The sequence below is a fragment of the Dehalobacter sp. 12DCB1 genome, from assembly GCF_004343605.1.
GTDB lineage: Bacteria > Bacillota > Desulfitobacteriia > Desulfitobacteriales > Syntrophobotulaceae > Dehalobacter.
In genome coordinates this window covers 155588-174979 of record NZ_POSF01000013.1, presented here as the reverse complement: position 1 = coordinate 174979, position 19392 = coordinate 155588, and the positions used below count along the sequence as shown (strand labels likewise).

The 19392-nt window shown below is 44.8% G+C and carries 17 protein-coding genes, 1 tRNA gene, 3 riboswitches and 1 other annotated feature; of the genes, 13 read left to right on the top strand and 5 right to left on the bottom strand.

Features of this window, described 5'->3' with window-relative positions:
* The first annotated feature begins 16 nt into the window (after positions 1-16).
* The 4 genes from C1I38_RS06185 (at position 17) to C1I38_RS06170 (ending at position 4819) form a co-directional block, all read left to right on the top strand.
* Positions 17-970, top strand: coding sequence for a phosphodiester glycosidase family protein (locus C1I38_RS06185; RefSeq protein ID WP_119774365.1), 954 nt, complete (start codon positions 17-19; stop codon positions 968-970).
* A complete protein-coding gene (locus C1I38_RS06180) occupies positions 948-1376 on the top strand; it encodes a hypothetical protein (protein ID WP_243109297.1) in 429 nt (142 codons plus the stop codon). The genes C1I38_RS06185 and C1I38_RS06180 overlap by 23 nt, the downstream gene beginning before the upstream one ends.
* Positions 1377-1461: 85 nt before the next feature.
* Positions 1462-1560: riboswitch (NiCo riboswitch) on the top strand.
* Positions 1561-1733: 173 nt separating this feature from the next.
* Positions 1734-2621, top strand: coding sequence for a cation diffusion facilitator family transporter (locus C1I38_RS06175; protein ID WP_119774363.1), 888 nt, complete (start codon positions 1734-1736; stop codon positions 2619-2621).
* Positions 2622-2866: 245 nt separating this feature from the next.
* Entirely contained in the window at positions 2867-4819 is a 1953-nt protein-coding gene (locus C1I38_RS06170) for a carbohydrate-binding domain-containing protein (protein ID WP_119774361.1), read from the top strand.
* A 105-nt stretch (positions 4820-4924) separates the two neighbouring features.
* Here the strand turns inward: C1I38_RS06170 and C1I38_RS06165 are convergent, their stop codons facing one another.
* Positions 4925-5272 carry a cupin domain-containing protein gene (locus tag C1I38_RS06165; RefSeq protein WP_119774359.1) on the bottom strand — a complete coding sequence of 116 codons (348 nt, stop codon included), beginning with the start codon at positions 5270-5272 and terminating at the stop codon, positions 4925-4927.
* A gap of 188 nt (positions 5273-5460) precedes the next feature.
* On the opposite strand from C1I38_RS06165, the gene C1I38_RS06160 reads away from it, so the two are divergent.
* The 9 genes from C1I38_RS06160 to C1I38_RS06120 all read left to right on the top strand — a co-directional run bounded on the left by C1I38_RS06160 (position 5461) and on the right by C1I38_RS06120 (position 13793).
* Positions 5461-6090, top strand: coding sequence for a site-2 protease family protein (locus tag C1I38_RS06160; RefSeq protein ID WP_020492929.1), 630 nt, complete (start codon positions 5461-5463; stop codon positions 6088-6090).
* 27 nt (positions 6091-6117) lie between these two features.
* On the top strand, positions 6118-6942 hold the full coding sequence (locus C1I38_RS06155) for a DegV family protein (RefSeq protein WP_119774357.1): 825 nt from the start codon (positions 6118-6120) through the stop codon (positions 6940-6942).
* Between the two features lie 62 nt (positions 6943-7004).
* Positions 7005-7081: transfer RNA gene (locus C1I38_RS06150), tRNA-Val, on the top strand.
* 173 nt (positions 7082-7254) lie between these two features.
* Positions 7255-7785, top strand: a complete 531-nt coding sequence (locus C1I38_RS06145; RefSeq protein WP_020492931.1) for a DUF2284 domain-containing protein — start codon at positions 7255-7257, stop codon at positions 7783-7785.
* Between the two features lie 208 nt (positions 7786-7993).
* Complete coding sequence (locus C1I38_RS06140) at positions 7994-8752, top strand: ATP-binding cassette domain-containing protein (RefSeq protein WP_119774356.1); 759 nt, start codon at positions 7994-7996, stop codon at positions 8750-8752.
* Positions 8736-9653: a SufD family Fe-S cluster assembly protein gene (locus C1I38_RS06135; RefSeq protein WP_119774355.1), complete on the top strand. Its 918-nt coding sequence runs from the start codon at positions 8736-8738 to the stop codon at positions 9651-9653. Before C1I38_RS06140 ends, C1I38_RS06135 begins: the two co-directional genes overlap by 17 nt.
* Positions 9654-10008: 355 nt before the next feature.
* Positions 10009-11487, top strand: coding sequence for a ribosomal protection-like ABC-F family protein (gene abc-f / locus C1I38_RS06130; protein WP_119774353.1), 1479 nt, complete (start codon positions 10009-10011; stop codon positions 11485-11487).
* Between the two features lie 120 nt (positions 11488-11607).
* The gene (locus tag C1I38_RS06125) at positions 11608-11967 is read left to right on the top strand and encodes a BlaI/MecI/CopY family transcriptional regulator (protein WP_119774351.1); all 360 of its coding nucleotides are present in this window, start codon (positions 11608-11610) and stop codon (positions 11965-11967) included.
* Complete coding sequence (locus tag C1I38_RS06120; protein WP_119774350.1) at positions 11964-13793, top strand: M56 family metallopeptidase; 1830 nt, start codon at positions 11964-11966, stop codon at positions 13791-13793. Before C1I38_RS06125 ends, C1I38_RS06120 begins: the two co-directional genes overlap by 4 nt.
* A 106-nt stretch (positions 13794-13899) precedes the next feature.
* On the opposite strand, the gene C1I38_RS06115 is transcribed toward C1I38_RS06120, so the two are convergent.
* From C1I38_RS06115 to ablA, 4 genes are all read right to left on the bottom strand, one after another.
* Positions 13900-14793, bottom strand: coding sequence for a DUF3102 domain-containing protein (locus C1I38_RS06115; protein WP_119774349.1), 894 nt, complete (start codon positions 14791-14793; stop codon positions 13900-13902).
* Between the two features lie 176 nt (positions 14794-14969).
* The gene (gene nhaB, locus C1I38_RS06110; RefSeq protein WP_119774347.1) at positions 14970-16475 is read right to left on the bottom strand and encodes a sodium/proton antiporter NhaB; all 1506 of its coding nucleotides are present in this window, start codon (positions 16473-16475) and stop codon (positions 14970-14972) included.
* An 86-nt stretch (positions 16476-16561) separates the two neighbouring features.
* Positions 16562-16653: riboswitch (cyclic di-GMP riboswitch) on the bottom strand.
* 197 nt (positions 16654-16850) lie between these two features.
* On the bottom strand, positions 16851-17699 hold the full coding sequence (ablB, locus tag C1I38_RS06105) for a putative beta-lysine N-acetyltransferase (RefSeq protein WP_119774346.1): 849 nt from the start codon (positions 17697-17699) through the stop codon (positions 16851-16853).
* A complete protein-coding gene (gene ablA, locus C1I38_RS06100; RefSeq protein WP_119774345.1) occupies positions 17674-18957 on the bottom strand; it encodes a lysine 2,3-aminomutase in 1284 nt (427 codons plus the stop codon). The genes ablB and ablA overlap by 26 nt, the downstream gene beginning before the upstream one ends.
* Before the next feature lie 146 nt (positions 18958-19103).
* A riboswitch (cyclic di-AMP (ydaO/yuaA leader) is annotated at positions 19104-19241 on the bottom strand.
* A gap of 53 nt (positions 19242-19294) precedes the next feature.
* Positions 19295-19349 (bottom strand) — a sequence feature (sodium ion sensor (DUF1646 type); this cis-regulatory element may regulate processes involved in with the transportation of sodium ions).
* Positions 19350-19392 lie beyond the last annotated feature (43 nt).

The following is a 19392-nucleotide window of genomic DNA, read 5'->3' as shown; positions in this document are numbered from 1 at the left end:
AGTGTTCATTGGCAACATGAAAAAATTCCTATCCAAGCCCTACCGTTGGGCAGCCGTCTTTGCTGTTTTACTGACATTTTCTTTTGTTTTTGTTCTGCTGGACACCTTTGTAATTCCAAAGAACGTGACCGAAGTCAAGCAGCGTGAGGCTGCCGAAACTGCCGAACAGCAAAATACAGCCTCTGAGCAGCAAAGTGCAGCGGAGGATCCGTCCGAGTTCGGGTCAGAGACTGAAGCTGCGGTTACCGATCATTCTTATCAGGATAAAAATATCAAAATAACGATTGATACGGTGCAGGCGTATGACACCACCTTTTATGTCGCCGATATCCGGCTCAGCGATGCGTCTTACCTGAAAACGGCGCTGGCCGAAAACAGCTTTGGGCGCAATCTCAAGGAAACAACCTCGGATATGGCCGAAGAACATCAGGCAATCTTCGCGGTCAATGGCGACTACTATGGATTCAGAAATAACGGTTATGTTTTACGCAATGGCGTCTTGTACAGGGATACGGCCCGTCAGGCCGGAAACGATGAAGCCCTGGTGATTGACGACCACGGAGATTTCTCAATTATTAATGAAAATGCGGTCAGTGCCGATTGCCTGACAAATCCCTGGCAGGTGCTTTCATTTGGACCGGCCCTGATCAAAAATGGAGAAATCGTGGTGGACAGTACCAGTGAGGTATCCCAGTCCAAAAACAGCAATCCGAGGACCGCGATCGCTCAGGTCTCCGGTCTGCATTATATCGTAATTGTCTCTGACGGCCGGACGGAAGAGAGCGCAGGACTTTCCTTACTGGAGCTTGCGCAGGAGTTTGCCGAGAGGGGCTGTACGATTGCGTATAATTTGGATGGAGGAGGATCTTCGACGATGTACTTTAACGGAGAAATCGTCAATCATCCGACGGATGGCAGGAGTTCTCGGCAGAGAGAGGTGAGCGATATTGTCTATATTGGCAATGAATAGTACGGAAGGGTCACGGCAGATCCGCAAAACAGTGATTGTCTATCTGATACTCACAGCGGTAGCTATTGCCGTGGCGAATATCTATGCGCAGTTCAGTCATGGGGTTCGTTCGGCGGCAATGACCCTGATGTTTCTGTATCCGCTTCTGGGCGGCGCAGTATTCTACTTTACGCTGGGGCTGATCGTTCCCCGGATCAGCGATCGCAGGAACTACCGTTTGTATTACAATATCTATAATTCCAGCATTGCGGTATTAACCGTGGGCAGTCTGCTGAAGGGGATACTCGATATTGCCGGGACTGCATCCGGTTACGTTCTGCTGTTCCAAGTGGCCGGCTGGGGCGGAGCGGCAGCAGGATTGGTGTGCTTGATTGCAATGATATTTAAGCGCAGGGAGCTATCTTAAATTTTAGGTAGAGCTATCTCAAGTTTTAGGCAAAACGATATTGACAGTAGAGGTTGTTTTCAAATATACTAATTTTTGATTTATCATATTGCGCATCGATCAGGCCGATACACGTGAAATTGATTTAGGTGTATAAGGCTGGGCCGGTATACTGGCAGCAGGAGACAAATCCTGTGGGACTATATTTCCAACAATTATAGTTCCGCAGTTTTTTTTATATAAGAAGGGGTTCCTCAATCATTTGCCTTGTCTTTCAAGAAATCTGCTCGCCATGATATTATCATTTTAGGTCGACAAGGTATTAGATTGGATTTTATGAAATTGATATTTTAGGTGATTTTGGGAGGAAGAAAAGCTGTGGCTGACAGAAGAGTCAAGTTTGCATTGTTATCCATTATTTCGAATACTGCGCTGATCATATTTAAGATCATAGCAGGCATTTTGAGTGGTTCCGTCAGTATTATTTCCGAGGCGATCCACTCAAGTATGGACCTTGCCGCATCGATTGTCGCCTTTTTCTCAGTGAGACAGTCAACGAAGCCGGCGGATAAGGACCATCCCTACGGACATGGAAAGATCGAAAATATTTCCGGACTTATTGAAGGGCTTCTAATTTTTGTAGCAGCGGCACTGATTATTATTGAAGCTATTAAGAAAATATTTGAACCTGCCGAGATTGAACAGGCGGCTGTTGCCATCGGGGTAATGTTTGTATCGGCACTTGTCAATTTGGTTGTATCAAGAAAATTATATCAAGTGGGCAAAGAAGAGGAATCGATGGCCCTGGAAGCAGATGCGCTTCACCTAAAAACCGATGTTTATACGTCGTTAGGCGTCGGCGTTGGAATCCTGCTGATTAAACTTACCGGATTTGCGGTGCTGGACTCCGTTGTCGCGGTTATCGTAGCGTTGCTGATCATCAAAGAAGCGTTTCACTTATGCAAAACAGCCTTTAACTTCCTTCTCGACTCGAAGCTCTCTGATGAAGAAGAAGCTGAGATCGAAAAGATCATTTCTGAGCACAGTCATCAATTCAGAGATTATCACAAGCTTAAAACAAGAAAATCAGGAAATATGAAGCACATCGATTTTCACATTACGATCGATCACAACGTTACCGTCAAAGAAGCGCATGATATTATCGGAATCCTGAAAAAGGACATGAGTGACAAGTTGAAAAACACCCGTGTGAATATCCATCTTGACCCTTATCAAGACCAGAAAGATAAAGAGATAGACAAATAAAAATATACGTAAAACTGCCGCAAGACAGCATGATAAATCTGTTATGAGAATTTGTTTGGGACAATGGACAGATGAAACAGAATGACATTCGTATAGGATACCTAGTATAAGGCCGGTTCGATCTGAACCGGCTTTTAATTGTTGTTTGTTGAATGTTTTCATCATTTTGTCACACTGCCTACACCTCATGGTCACAAACCTGTTGTACAATCACAAAAAAAGATTCCTGGAAAGGATGAAGATTGATGGGCCCAAAGACCCCCAATACTCCCAATATTCCCAAGAAAAAAATAATTTTCATTGGCATGATTGCCATATTGTGCGTATCCCTTTTAACCTTAACAGCTTGCTCCTCACAGAAGACAGCGGAATCGGACAGCGCCGGTACCGCCCTGGACAGTACTGAGAACCGTATATCCGTTGATTATAATGATGAAGATACCAATGCGGAATGGGATGATACCAAGGCCTCGCATATTACTTTTTCGGGGGGCTCGGCGAAGACAGAGGGAAGCGGAGTCAGCGTTGTCGATAACGTTATAACCATTCTATCTGCAGGTACGTATGTTGTCAGCGGCACAATTGCCGACGCTCAGATGATCGTCTACACCGAGGACAGCAAAACCGTCAGACTGATCCTGAATGGTGTCGATATGACCTGTTCAACCAGTGCGCCTATTTATGTGCTAAAATCTGAGAAGACTGTCATTACCCTGGCAGACGGCACGAAAAATACGCTGAAGGACGGCTCATCCTACACTTACTCGGATCCTAAGGCAGAGGAACCGAATGCAGTGATCTTCAGTAAAAGTGACCTGACGATTAATGGCAGCGGATCATTGAATGTCAAAGCTAACTTCAAAAATGGCATAACGAGTCAAGATGAACTTAGAATCGTGAGCGGCAACATTTCCGTCGATGCCGTGAATAACGGGATCATTGGCCGTGATTTCATCGCCGTTAAAGATGGCAGTATCACGGTGAGTGCAGGAGATGACGGGTTTAAATCTTCTAATGATGCGGATGCTGCTAAAGGCTTTATCCTGATCGAAGCAGGAACAATCCATATGACCGCCGGTGAAGACGGGATGCAGGCCGAAACAAGCATTTGGTGCACAGACGGAACGATTGATATTACGTCCGGCGGAGGCAGCGCCAACAGCATTAATACAGACACAAATTCAGGTATGATGAGACCCGGCGGTGCCGCACCTGACACTGCTTCGAAGGATGACAGTATGTCCACCGGCAGTATGAAAGGAATCAAGGCTGGTTCTGTGGTCACGATCGAAGGAGGCACGATCAGCATTGACTCGGCGGACGACGGGATTCATTCCAACGGCAGTTTAACGGTAAGCGGCGGAAAGATCAATATTACAGCCGGAGATGACGGGATGCATTCCGATGCGACACTGAATATTGACGCCGGAGAGATTGCGATTACGAAATCCTATGAAGGCATTGAAAGTGCTGTGATCAATATCCATGGCGGGAATATGAACGTCAAGTCAAGCGACGATGGCATCAACGGTGCAGGCGGTACAGATTCTTCCTCGGCGAATGGCCGGCCCGGTCAAAATGATTTTGCGTCTTCGGGTGACTGCAGTATGAGCATCAATGGTGGTACCATCGTTGTTGACTCAGGCGGTGATGGGATTGATATCAACGGAGCGGTCACCATGACCGATGGAAAGGTCATTGTCAACGGACCAACGGACAACGGCAACGGTGCTCTGGATTATACCGGATCATTCACCGTAACCGGCGGGTTCCTGGTAGCGGCAGGCAGCGCAGGCATGGCAGAGGCTCCGGATACGAATTCATCCCTCTACGCTTTGAACATTAACCTGCCGTCTGATCAGCAGGCCGGGACCATCGTCAGGATCGAAACTGCAGATGGAAAAGAAGTACTTACTTTCGCGCCGACCAAAACGTTCCGGAATCTGGTCGTATGTTCATCGGAATTAACCAAAGGCACAACCTACAAGATTTATTATGGGGGAAGTTCAACAGGCACCTCTGCAAACGGTCTCTATTCAGGTGGAACCTATACGGCTGGAACATGCTACGAAGAGGTTGCGATTTCCGAGAAGGTTACGCGTGTCGGTTCCTATAGCGGAGGAATGGGCGGCAGAGCCGGGAGCACTCAGCCTGGATCCGGTGGCGCACCGGGAGACGGAAGAGGCTTCAAACGATAGGAAGGTATACAGATAAGCTGATAGCATAGATAGAACATTGAACCGAAGATCATCAGAATCAAGAAACCTCCCGATTGCAGGGGGTTCTTGTGTAAGCAAAGTCTGTTATGCGTCAATATTGAATACAACGATCAGTAGCATTTTGAATTTCGCGGCAGCAAATATTGCGTGCGGGATAGCTGCAGGCATGACGATGGTCTGGCCTTTTTCCAGCACATAGTCCTGAGATCCGATCGTGATCCGGGCGCTGCCATCAAGGATGTAGACCATCGCATCTCCGCCAGAGGAGTGGGAGCTGATCTCTTCTCCCAGATCAAACGCAAAAAGTGTCAGACTTAAGGCTTTGCTCTGGGCCAGCGTTCTGCTGACGACCTGACCGTTCTGGTAATCTACCAAAGAAGCCATATCCAGAACTTTACCAAAATCAATGTTTTTAAGAAAATGTTTTTCCATAAGGATCACTTCCTTTTCTTTATTCACATATTCTTAAGCTTCGTCCTGTATCTTATATTGTATCTGAAGTATTCCTTTGTCAAATCGGTCGGAATTATGTATTATTAGGATTATAGGATTTTACCCTTGATATGGCGGCCTCTCAAAAGTTAAGAGAACATAGTATGTTACCCGAAAGGAAGTAAAGCATGAATTTTGATATTGTTCAAACCCTTTATATGTTGCCCGGAATCATTATTGGTCTTACCTTTCATGAATTTGCCCACGCCCAGACCGCAGTGTGGTTCGGTGACGATACGCCCAGACTGCAGGGCAGGACGTCGCTTAACCCGTTGGTTCATATTGACATTATTGGGTTTCTGATGCTGGTTGTCGCTCATTTTGGCTGGGCTAAGCCTGTTCAGGTTGACATCAGTAACTTTAAAAATAGAAAAAGAGATGATATCCTGGTATCCCTGGCCGGACCGGTGATGAACTTGTTGCTTGCGGTATGTTTCGTGGTCCTGATATGGGCCATCGGTTATATTCCGGAGAGCATCCTCGATGGGGATACTTTATATATCCTGCAAAATATCTTTTTTTACGCGGTCTGGATGAATGTTGTCTTGTTTGTTTTTAACCTTCTGCCAATCCCGCCGCTTGACGGTTCCCATGTTGTCTTTGGTTTGCTCGGTCTGAAAGACAGCAGTCTGTACAGCCGGATTTATCAGATGAGCACGTTTATCTTACTGATTCTGATTATTACAAATGTGATCAATATTGTAATCGGGCCACCGATTGAGCATATCTACAAGTTTCTAATCAGTCCTTTACTCTGACATAGATCGTAAGGGGAGGGGAAAAAGATGCATATTGTCACGGACAGTTCAGCCGATGTTCCGAAGGACTTACTGGAAAAACACTGTATCCATGTTGTTCCGTTAGCGATTCGGGTCAATGGTAAGGAGTATACTGAAGGGGAGGACATCACCCCAGAGTATTTTTATCAGGAAATGTATGCTTCAGCCGAACTTCCGAAGACCTCGCAGCCCGCACCCGCAAAATTCGCGCAGGTTTTTCAAGAGCTGTCAGGGAAAGGTCCGGTCTTGTGCCTGACCATATCTTCGTATCTAAGCGGTTCCTTTGCTTCAGCAAATCTGGGCAGGGAACTGTCTGGTAACGCTGAGGTAACCATATTTGATACACTGGCCGGATCTCTCGGGCATGGACTGCAGGTATTGAAGGCCGTGGAATTTTGCGAGGCCGGACTTGCGTTTGATGCAGTCTTGAGCGGCCTGACAAAAATGCGGGACGAAATGAAATTCCTGATCCTTTTAGATACTGTGGAGAACATTGTTAAGGGCGGACGTTTAAGTAAGTTCCAGGGTTCTTTAGCTAAAATCCTTGATATTAAGGCGATACTGCATAATGTGGATGGAAGAGCGGAAATGCTGGAAAAAATCCGCGGACGAAACAAGTCTCTGAGCAGGCTGATCGAATTGGTTGGGGAAAGATGTTCGGATCTTACCGGCCGGATAATCGGGATTACGCATGTTGATAATCTAACCGATGCCCAAGCGATCGCTGCTGAACTTCAGAAACGTTATCATCCCAAGAAAATTATCATTAACCAAATGGGAGCAACCATTGCGACCTATGCGGGCAAAAAAGGAATTATCGTTGCTTTTTAGAGCTTTTAGGGTAGCATTTCCCAGATAATAGCGCTATAATAAACCATGTGCATGCCATTTGTGGGTTTGTAGCTCAGCCGGTTAGAGCACCGTGTTCACATCGCGGGGGTCGTAGGTTCGAATCCTATCAAACCCACCAAAATTTTATACAATGAAACCAAAGCTCCAGCTTAATAACCTGGAGTTTTTTACATTTATTATTTTAACAATCTTTTTGCCCTTGAATTAATTGATCAGTTTGTATAGTATTCCATATGTAAGGTTCCAAGCTTCCTGCTCGCCAGAAATGAAGAAAAAAAGGAGCTAAAGAACATGGAGCTAAGAGAGCGGTTAATCGAAACCTTCACTAAATTGGGATTTGACGAATACAGAGAAATCAAAGTTGATAACATTGTTTTTTCACGGGATGTATTCGATCAGTGCGCAAGAAATACTTGCGGGAATTTTGGAAAGAACCATGCCTGCCCGCCCGGAGCAGGTACGGAGGAGGAAAGAAAAGCCAGGGTCCAGAAATACGGTCACGCTTTCATTCTCTGCAAGATCATCTCGATCCGTTCCAGAAAAGAAATGAAGGAGTCGGTTGAGATTCTGGATAATCTGAACAAAGCGCTGCGGAAAGAACTCACTGCGGATGATGTTCTGATCATGGGCGCAGGTCCTTGCACATTGTGCGAGCAATGCTCGGCCCTCGAAGGAGAGCCTTGCCGCTTTCCGGATAAAAAGCAATATTCGATGGAAGGCAGCGGGATTGATGTTGTCCGGATGTCCATGGATCAGAATATGACGTATAACGCAGGAATGGGAAAAGTCGGTTTTTTCACACTTGTGCTCTATAACCATTAAGGAAGATATTTGCCCTCAATAGCAATCAATGGTTTCTTTGGGCGTTAACAATGTAATTAAGAATTTTTAAGAATACTGGGATTTCCTTTATTTTATTTGGGATGCTATAATATCCGGAGAAATATCTATCAAAGATAATGATGGAAGATGTTATGGAAGATGTTGCTGAAATTTTCAAATTGGAAAATGCTTAAAAGGTGGTATTGAGATGTTGGAACTGATAAATGTCGGCCTGACGTTAGACGATGACAAGGGAACAGATGTGGAAATCCTTGAGAACATCAGTCTCACCCTGGATAAGAGAAAAATTTATGTCATGACAGGTCCGAACGGGGGAGGAAAATCCTCGATCGCCAAAGTGATTATGGGTATTTACCAGCCTACGGCAGGAAAAATACTTTTAGATGGTACCGATATTACCGATATGGGAATTACAGAAAGAGCACGACTGGGTATCGGCTATGCGTTTCAGTCACCGCCCCGTTTCAAAGGAATGAAAGTCCGCGATATTTTGAAACTGGCTGCCGGTCCAGATAAAAAGGTAAATTCCTGCGATTTGCTTTATGATGTAGGTTTATGTGCGCAGGATTACTTGGACAGGGAAATTAATGCGAGCTTTTCGGGTGGGGAATTAAAGAGAGTCGAAATCGCCAGTATTTTGGCGCGCAACCTGAAAGTGGCTGTTTTTGATGAACCGGAAGCAGGGATTGACCTGTGGAGCTTCCAGAAGCTGACCGAGACGTTCCAAAGTTTAAATAAAAAATATGACACGACGATTGTAATCATCTCCCACCAGGAACGGATTCTCCGTCTGGCGGACCAGGTTGTTTTAGTGTCCGACGGGAAAATCAGCGAAGTGACCACCAAGGCTAAAATTCTGGGTGAAATTGAGCTGTTGGATTCCAACTGCGAATGTAGAAACAACTGTACCATTGTAGGAGGAAAAGCCAATGTTGAATGCGATTGATAAAAAAATTCTGGCTGAAGTCGCCGATTTGCATGAAATACCTCATGGGGCCTATAATATCCGTAAAAATGGCGAGAAAGCAGGACGGAACACGACCGCCAATATTGACATTGTCACCAAGCAGGACAAGCCTGGCATTGATATCATCGTGAAACCCGGAACCAAAGGAGAAAGTGTGCATATTCCGGTTATTCTGTCTGAAGGGATCGATGACCTCGTTTATAATACATTTGAAATCGGCGCCGACTCGGACGTTCTGATTGTGGCCGGCTGCGGGATTCATAATCCGGGAAGCAAGAAAGCCCAGCATGACGGCGTTCACGAATTTTTTGTCCGCAAGGGTGCTAAGATGAAGTATGTGGAAAAACACTATGGCGAAGGCGATGGCAGCGGAGAAAGAATTTTGAATCCGAAGACGATTATTGAAGTCGAAGAGGGCGGCGTGGCTGAGCTGGAAATGGTTCAGATTAGAGGCGTCGACCAGACAAAAAGGGATACGGAAGTACGCCTGCATAAGAACGCGCGTCTGATTGTCATGGAAAGACTGCTGACTACCACCAACCAGAATGCCGAATCCGATATTACAGTTGAGCTGATAGGCGAAGATGCTGCCGCCCAGATCATTTCCCGTTCCGTGGCGCAGGATCATTCCACCCAAGTTTTTCATTTGAATATGCGCGGGTATGCCCAATGCCGCGGACATATTCAATGTGATTCCATTATTATGGATCAAGCGAAAGTTTCTTCTATTCCGGAAATTTCGGCCTTCCATTCGGATGCGCAGCTGATCCATGAGGCGGCGATCGGCAGGATTGCAAACGATCAGCTGATTAAGCTGATGACGCTTGGCCTCACGGAAAAAGAAGCTGAAGATATGATTCTGCAGGGTTTTTTGGCCTAGTATTGAATGATAGGGTTATCTGATATAATATTAGGGTTAGTGATCTATCAATAGGGCGATTTGGAGTTTTTCATTAATAGATAAATTTGATCGGAGATGGGAAGATGCGCAAACTTTCTTGCTAAAAGTGAAGTGAAAAGAGCGTTACGGAGTAAGCAGCAAGTGCTGCTGCCTTGTGACGCCCACGGAGCAAGAAAGTTACAATCTTTAAAGCAATCAAATTAAACCGACAGCATTCGGAATGTGCATCATGTTGACATTTTTTCTGCACATCAACTGCGTTTAAGGATATTTTGAGGCTGCAAGAATAAACTTTCTTGCAGCCTTATTATTTTTACACGGTGAGGTGATCGCGATGGCGTTGATTAACATCGACCATTTAACGTTTTGCTATGACGGCAGTTACGACAATATCTTTGAAAATGTATCTTTTCAGATCGATACGGACTGGAAACTTGGGTTCACTGGCCGGAACGGGCGCGGTAAAACGACCTTTTTGCAGCTGCTGTGCGGGAAATACGAGTACCGTGGGACAATTGACTCCCCCGTGTCTTTTGATTATTTTCCTTTCCAGGTTACCGATCCCAGTCAAAATGTCATTGAGGTAGTGGCAAGTATCTGCCATGTTTTTGAACATTGGGAACTTCAGAAAGAATTGTCATTGCTCGAAGTTGCAGAGGATGTCCTGGAGCTGCCTTTTGCGGCCTTAAGCCAGGGGGAGCAGACCAAGGTTTTGCTTGCGGCACTGTTCATTAAGCCCCACAACTTTCTTTTGATTGATGAGCCGACCAACCATCTGGACATAGAGGGTAGGCGTGTTGTCGGGAAATATCTGAACAGGAAAACCGGCTTCATCCTGGTCTCTCATGACAGGGTTTTTCTGGACGGTTGTATCGACCATATCCTGACCATCAATAAAACCAATATTGAACTTCAAAAAGGCAATTTTTCAACGTGGTGGGTCAATAAAGAGAGAATGGATTCGTTTGAAACAGCGGAGAATGACAGGCTGCAGAAAGAGATCAAACAATTATCGGCAGCAGCCAGGCGGACGGCCGACTGGTCGGATAAAATCGAGAAAACCAAGAAGGGAACGCTGAACTCCGGCATCAAGCCGGATAAAGGCTATATCGGCCACCAGGCGGCAAAAATGATGAAACGGTCCAAAGTGATCGAAACTCGGCTGCAAAAGAACATCCAGACGAAAGAAAAACTTTTAAAAAATATTGAGCTGGCCGACAGCCTGAGTATGAAACCCCTTTCACACCCGAAAAATACACTTGTGGAATTACATGACCTGGCAATTTATTATTCGGACAGGAAGGTCTGCGAGAATGTTCATTTTACTGTAGAGAGAGGAGAGCGGGTGGCCTTAAGTGGCAGGAATGGCTGCGGCAAGTCCAGTGTTTTTAAGCTGCTGATTGGAGAAGATCTTGTCTCCAGCGGCAAGGTCAATATTGCAAGTAATCTAAAAGTCTCCTATATTTCACAGGACACCGCTTACTTGCAGGGCAGTCTGCGCAGTTTTGCCGAGGAGCACCAGATCGAGGAGAGCCGCCTTCTAACCATTCTGCACAAGCTCGATTTCTCAGGTATTCAGTTTGCAAAAGATATGCGTATGTTCAGCGCAGGGCAGAAGAAAAAGGTGCTCCTGGCCAAAAGTCTCTGCGAGCAGGCCCATCTGTATATCTGGGATGAACCGCTGAACTATATTGACGTCCTGTCCCGAATGCAGATTGAGGACCTTATTGTAAGATGCCGGCCGACCCTGCTGTTTGTGGAGCATGACAGTGCGTTTGTGCAATCAGTAGCAACAAAATATATCAGGCTTTGATCGGTTGTCCTCGAACAAAATTTTCAGGGTCCTGAAGTACCGCAGATTTTCTGTTGACAACTGAGGTCTATTAGAATAAACTTACAAATAGGTCTATTAAGATAAACCTTGGGGGCTATCATGGAAAACTATAAATTATTTGATGCGGAGTATAAATTTGTCAGTATCGTCTGGGAAAAGGAACCGGTGAATTCGACTGAGCTTGTAAGGCTTTCTTTGGAAAGACTGGGCTGGAAGAAGTCAACCACTTACACGGTTTTGCGAAAGCTATGTGAACGGGGCATTTTAGACAACACGGATACTGTAGTCACTTCACGTATTAAAAAGGAAGAAGCGCAGAAGTATGAGAGCCAATCTTTAATTGAAAAAAACTTTGAAGGTTCTCTGCCGCAATTTTTAACAGCATTCCTTGATCGGAAAAAGCTCACGGCTAAGGAAGCTGAAGAACTAAAACGAATTATTGAGGAGGCGATGCAATGAACAGCTTGATGACAGTATTCAGCACTGTTGTCGGTATGAGCATGACAGCTTCCTACGTGGCTCTGGGTGTGATCCTGATTCGGCAGCTTCTGAAAAGGGCACCGAAAATCTTCTCTTATTTGTTATGGCTGGCGGTTTTCTTCAGACTGGTTTGTCCTGGTTCATTTACCTCAGTTTTTAGTTTCTTAAACGTTATTAAACCCGCTATGCAGCCTGATGCCTTACCTGAGGTGCTGGTGATGGCAGGCCTTGGGAACATAAATGATGCAATAAACGGTACAGTAAACAGCTCAGTTGGCAGCACGCTGCCTCTGGTCGCTGCAATGGATGTAAGTCCGCTTTCTATGATGATGTTGCTTGGCAGTATGGTCTGGATGGCCGGGGTTATGGTGCTGCTGATTTGGAATATTTTTTCCTATTTTAAAATTGCAGGGAAGATCAAAACGGCTACGCTGCTGGATGCTTCTTTACCGGATATTTATGAGACAGATCAAATCAGCACACCGTTTGTTTTTGGTTTTAGGAGACCGAGAATTTATTTGCCTGCAGGCATTTCGCCCCGGGAATTACCCTATGTACTGGCGCACGAAACGGTACATATTAAGAGACGCGATTATCTGATCAAACCGGCGGCATTTCTGGTTCTGATCATCCATTGGTTTAATCCGTTGATGTGGTTCTGCTTTGCGCTGATGGTTAAGGACATGGAAATGTCCTGCGATGAAACGGTTATCAGAAACAAGGGACAAGAGATCAAAGAAGATTATTCCAATTCCCTGCTGGCGTTGGCAGTTCAGAAGAACAGCTTCTGGCAGGCTACCCCTTTAGCTTTCGGTGCAAACAATATTAAAGAGAGAATTAAAAATGTGATCCATTACAGAAAACCCGGTGTTTGGATTGGTACGGCGGCAGTTGTTATGATTGTAGCGTTGATGATTGGATTTGTGGCAAACCCGGTCAATGACACGGCTGCAGGACAGGAAACATACGCTGGTTATGCAGTAGATAAATTACTGGCCAACAAAACACCGTATGTAGGCAATGCGAGCAAGGTTATCGCACTGATTGACGCGATGCCTTTGCCGAAAGGGGTCGTACGGGATAAAGTCGAATTGCAGACGTCGACCGCGCCGTATGGTCTAACCATTCAGTACCGGATCAACGACGATTCAGCGATTTCTGCGGAAAACGGAATGATCGGTGATGTGTTTGGGCGCAATGCCATCCTGTTGTTCAGCCTAGTCGATAATGTTGAAGTCATTAACATAAAATTTACCGACAGCGCGGGAAAATATGAAGGATATAGCACGACTTACTTAAGAAGCAGAATCGAGCAAATCATGCAGAGAGATGTACGCGTATATGCCGAAAGTGCCGATTTGCTGAAGGAATTGCTTACACGTCTGGAGTATGTGTACTTCAGTCTTGGAAATGAAGGAAATACGGCGGTCAACAAAGCTAAGCAGATTGAGCTGTGCTTGGAGAAAATCATGTCATCACCGTTACCTTCCTCCAATCCCTATGATTATATCAAAGCGCATCAGGCAGAGTACAATATCATTCTGGCCATGGATGAACAAGCACTGCCTTACCTATTTTCCGAATTTGCAAAAGGCGGGCAGACAGGCTTAAAGGGAAGTGTGATGGAGATCCTGTGCCGAAAGATCCTCGGCAGTGAGGATATCAAATACGCCAGCACGAATCATCAGGACTGGTATGATGCCTATAAAGCTCATACACAGCGGCTCACAGATAAAAACGGTTTGGACTGGATGCAGGCGCATTATCCGAAAGGTGTACTTATTTTGAGGGGAGAACAGAATTAACTTAGAACGAACTGTAACGCATTTTTCTCATTACGCGGCAACAATAAGCCGGAAAACAACGACAGCGTCCGCCGCGTTTTTCCGGCCCTTCATCATCTACCACTTCTTACTGTGTATCTCTGATGGGGCAAGCTTGCCTGTTCCACGTCTCATCTTTAAGCCACCTATCCAGAAGATCGTAAATTTTATTCTTATAAATGATATACGTCTCCTTGTCATTAGGGGCGATCTGGAGCAGCTTATGCTTGACTTCCTTGATGGTTTGATCCATGTTTTCACAGAGGAAGGCGATATGGTTGGCCCTGACTTTGAGCGACGTATTAATAAAGTTCGTCTTCATCCGCTCGTAGCCCTTGGCGGCTGAGCTTTTTTGGAGGGATTCCAGCGCATCATTCAGCTGCCTGGCCGTTTTAGCGAGTTCTTCTTTGGACGTTTTGACGTTCTCCAATTGGACCTTTAGATTGGCGAGTTCCGCAGTCAGCCCGGTGATGATACCGCTTTGGTCTTCCACTGTTTTCTGGAGATCCGTGTTCTCCTGCAGGGCCAGGTCTTTTTCCTGTAAGGCTTGGTCTTTTTCTTGCCTGGCTTGTGTCCGTTCCTTGACCGCTTGCCTGAGTTCCTGATTGGTCATGCCTTCGATATCCAGATCGACGATGAATTGCGCTCGTTCCTCCTTTGGGATACCTAAAAGAAGCACCGCCTGACTGTAGTTTAAATTCGGATTCGAATCCGAATTTGAGGAGGTAAGCTGTCCTGCTCCGTACTCTGTGAAGATACGCATCAGTTTATTGGCTCTGCTCTGGGAGAAATCGACCGACTCCTCCAGCCACTTGCCCCATTCTCCATGCTTAAGCAGGGCCTTGGCTTCCGTCAGCCGCCTGCCAATCTCGACAGCGGCGGCAAGGTAGATCCTCTCAGTCTGGTATTTGATCATATTAATTTCAGCCGCGATGACATGCGGCGTGCGTCCGTTGATGATATCGGTTACTGGATCAGTCATGATATCCACACTCCTTGGGGCTAACTTCACTCGTAGGATATGTGGCCAGGCTTAAAAGTGTGACAACCTCAGTATTAACAACGGACAATCTTTCTCATCGTATATAAGGTCACCGAAAGTCGAGATACTAAAAGATCAGTAATGCTTAAACCCTTGTAATCTGATATTCTCAAGTGTTATAACAGGTACATTGTTGCCAGTAAACCTGTTGCAGTCATAACGACGGCGTATGGCAGAGCCAGTTTTACCATCTCAGCGTAAGACAGGCGAATCAGCGGTGCTAGAGCAGAAGTCAAGAGGAACAGAAACGCCGCCTGACCGTTTGGTGTGGCAACGGAAGGGATATTTGTACCCATGTTGATGGCAACTGCCAGCTTGTTGTACTGCTCCACCGCAATGGCCCCGGCTTCAAACGCTTGCTGTGTTTCAGTCATATATACCGTAGCCACAAAAACATTGTCACTGATTGCCGAAAGGACACCGTTGGCCGCAAAGAAAGCCACAAGCTGGTTCTGCCCTTCCATGTTCAGCACCCATTGAATAATCGGCGTAAACAAATGCTGGTCATGAATAACCGCAACGACAGCAAAAAATACAACCAGCAGCGCAGTAAACGGCAATGCTTCTTCAAACGCATGACCGATGCGCTTTTCTTCAGTAACCCCGTTGAAAGCAGTAAGCAGGATAATAATCATCAGACCAATAATACCTACTTCCGCCAGGTGTAGTGCCAGGGAGAAGATCAGCAGAACGCCGCACAAAGCCATTACAATCAGGCGCACACGTCCGCGCATATTCCTGGCAGCATCTTTGGCTTTTACATCATCTTCCATAACCTTTCTCACAGATTCCGGAAGCTGGTAGCCGTACCCCCAGAACTTAGTAACTTCAAGGATAATGGTGGTCAGAAGACCAACGATCAATACCGAGATAGACACAGGGGCACATTGTATAAAGAAATCTACGAAGTCCCATTGCATAATGGAGCCAATCAACAGGTTCTGCGGTTCACCAACCAGTGTTATTGCTCCGCCCAGCGCAGTGCCCACAGCACCATGCATCATAAGATTACGCAGAAAACCACGAAACTCGTCCAGGTCTTCATGAAGTTTGTCATCAACACTATGGTCGTGATTAATGTCATACGTTTCGTATACTTTTTCGCTGGAAGCAAACTTGTGGAAGATGCTATAGAAACCATAGGCCACGGCGATAATCACTGCCGTTACGGTCAGCGCGTCCAAAAACGCAGAAAGAACCGCACCCAGTACAGCGAACAGGAATGAAAGCGCGACTTTAGAGTGTACTTTAGTAAGGAGCTTGGAAAACAGGTACACAAGACCTTCTTTCATAAAATAGATCCCGGCAACCATGAACATCAGAAGAAGAATAACCGGCAGGTTCATTTCAACCTCGTGATAGACCATATGAGGGTTAGTAAGTCCGAGCACAACGGCTTCGATCGCCAGAAGCCCACCGGCAGGAAGCGGATAACATTTTAACGCCATTGCCAGGGTAAAAATAAATTCGACAATCAACACCCACCCGGTAACGTACATACCGGCGGTAACCATCAAAATAGGGTTCAACACCAGAAAAGCAAGAATTGTTCTTTTGTACCAGTCCGGAGCGTGACCCAGAAAATTTGCTCTGAATGCTTGTCTGATGCCCATTTGTTTCATATGTACTATCCTCCCAAGTGAAAATTAAAGATATAAAAAAGAGAGTACTCCAAAACGGAACTACTCCCCCCCAAGAAGTTCATATTACTTGCAGCCTGGCAATCATAGCAACTTACAAGCAGCCTTAGACCCATAGCTTTAGCGTCCTTCACTTTCACGAAGTTTGCACCAACCTGTACAACTATATATTGTTATTTTTGCTTAAGTTTTTATATTATAACAAAAAATTATTCTTTTGAATACCCTGAATATATCCACTTTATGCTGAATTGTCCAGGTATTTACCTTAAGTATTTGTTTTTTAATATAATCCTTTAGCAAATCAGGCTATCTCTCAAAAATCTTCTTCCCCTTGACTTACAAAATAGTATTTTACTATTTTAAAGTTTTTACCCAAATATTCATATCTTCAAAACCCCCGCAAATATGGCAGTTGTTGATTAGTCTACCCCGATACATATACCCCAGCTTGCTTAAAGACCTGTTGATCCCAAGATTGTTAGCTCTTGAAAGGCTATATGCTGTAGCAAAGCCATTACGTTTCAAGTGTGTTTCCAGTTGGAATATCAATTCGCTTAATATATTTCTGCCTCTATACTTTGGATAAGTGGCGCAATCAGTTATTTCAGCATTCATGTTCTCTTTGTCTAGAACCACCGAAGCAATACTAATAATTTTCCCTTCCTCTTCCGCCACCATAAACAAGACATCATCCCGCATGACTTCTTGAAGATACTCTCTGCTAAAAATAGGAGTTGGATAGGTTTCAAATACCGTTTGAAAAAGCTGAACCATCTGGGGAATATCGTCCGGCACGGCCTGCCTTATCGTATAGTTTTTATTCTTAGTCAGCTCAAATTTATTGGTATTCTTAACACAATAATCGATAATTCTGTTTTCTTTCTCCTCATAGAGTGAATTTTTGCGCTTTGTATCAAGAAAAAGGGATATACAAGTTGCATCCTCTCCCTGAAAAAAACCGTCGATACCCCCCTCTGCTACAAACCCACATTCCTTAAAGATACTAAGATCTTGTTTATAACAATTCGCAATAATCTTACCCAGATTTTCTTTTTTGGAATAATCAATTATCTCTTTGATTATTAACTCTGACAAAAGAGAATGACTCAATATTTTAAGCCTTTTATTGCGATAATCCACGTACATGTCCACACCCGAAAAGTTAGTATATAAATTTTTACATTCGTCTTGATCTATATTCATGGAAGTCCTCCCTCTTATTGAGTCTTACGTTTCTACTTGGAATCAAGCACACTTGTTCATCTCTATATAACTTTTCTAATCCCCGGTATTCTTTATTCTTGAATTTACTGCACGTGCCGCATTTTCGGCACTGGTGCGTTTTATCCCGAGGCTCGCTATACGTGCAAATTACACCTTCATAATTTCTAAGAATGATCTTTTCAGGGGAATATGAAATCAAGTATTGTGGATTGACCGGGATCTTCCCCCCGCCTCCAGGCGCATCCACAACAAACTGTGGAATAGCTAGACCCGAGGTATGTCCACGCAGCATTTCTATGATTTCAATCCCTACAGAAACCGGAGTTCTGAAATGCTCTATTCCTTCTGAAAGGTCGCACTGATAAAGGTAATATGGTCTGATTCTGGAGCTTACCAGTTTTTGAACCAAATCACGCATTATATAGGGGCAATCATTAATGCCTTTTAAAAGTACAGACTGGTTGCCCAGAGGAATTCCGGCATCCGCCAATTTCTCACATGCCATGCGAGCCTCAACTGTCAGTTCCTTGGGGTGGTTAAAGTGAGTATTCAGCCAAATTGGATGATATTTTTTCAGCATTTCGCAGAGCGTATCGGTAATTCTCTGAGGCATGACAACTGGTGTTCTTGTGCCTATCCGTATTATTTCCACATGTTTGATTTCTCGTATTGATCTTATGATTGCTTCCAGCCTTTCATCAGAGAGGCATAAGGCGTCCCCTCCTGACAAAAGTACATCTCTGACTTCTTTATGCGCTCTGAAATAATTAATCGCCCGTTTGATATTGTCCTGGGAAAGAGCCCTATCCTCATGCCCGGCAAATCGTCTTCTTGTACAGTGGCGACAATACATTGAACACTGATCAGTAATAAGCAAAAGTACCCTGTCCGGATATCTGTGAGTAAGACCCGGGACTGGCGAGTCGACTGTTTCATGCAGCGGATCACAACTGTCGAACTTGGATATTTTAGTTTCATGAACCGTCGGTATTGCTTGCCGCCTTGCCGGGCAATGTTCGTCATTTGGATCCATAAGTGTAGAATAGTAGGGCGTTATTGCCATACGTAATTTTTTTAGACTTACTTCTACTCCCAGGCGCTCATCCAGGGTAAGGTTGACTACTTGTTCCAATTGATCAATTCTTGTGATTCGGTTAGAAATCTGCCACTTCCAGTCCTGCCACTGTTCTTCTGTTACATTTTTATATAAGGGTATATCCCTATAATTTCTTTGCATATTATTTAATTCCCCTTCAGATTCTTAATTGAGGATTGTCATTCCTCAATATTTAAGGTATATAAAACAAAATGCTGCAGAGAAGTCTCTGCAGCATATGCCTAAAAAATTTATACCCTAACTAAAGATGTCATCAAGCATATTAATCACCTTCTCTTCCAACGCTTACGAGATTAGCTGACGGATTCGGGTCGAAAGAGCTTAACCCTACCAAAGCATCTGCTATGGATTCACCCCTATTTGTTTGGGTCTCCCGTTCCATACGGATTCAGCGTTTAAAATAAATTCAGTTTTGTTCTTTGATAAAAACATAAGGTGAAAAGCTAACACATTAAGTAGCCTCCCACCCCAGAGCCTTGTTTCTCTTGAAAATGGCAAGTGCCATTCCAACCGAAAGCAAACGTATTATGTTTTGCGTATCCTATTTACTGAATC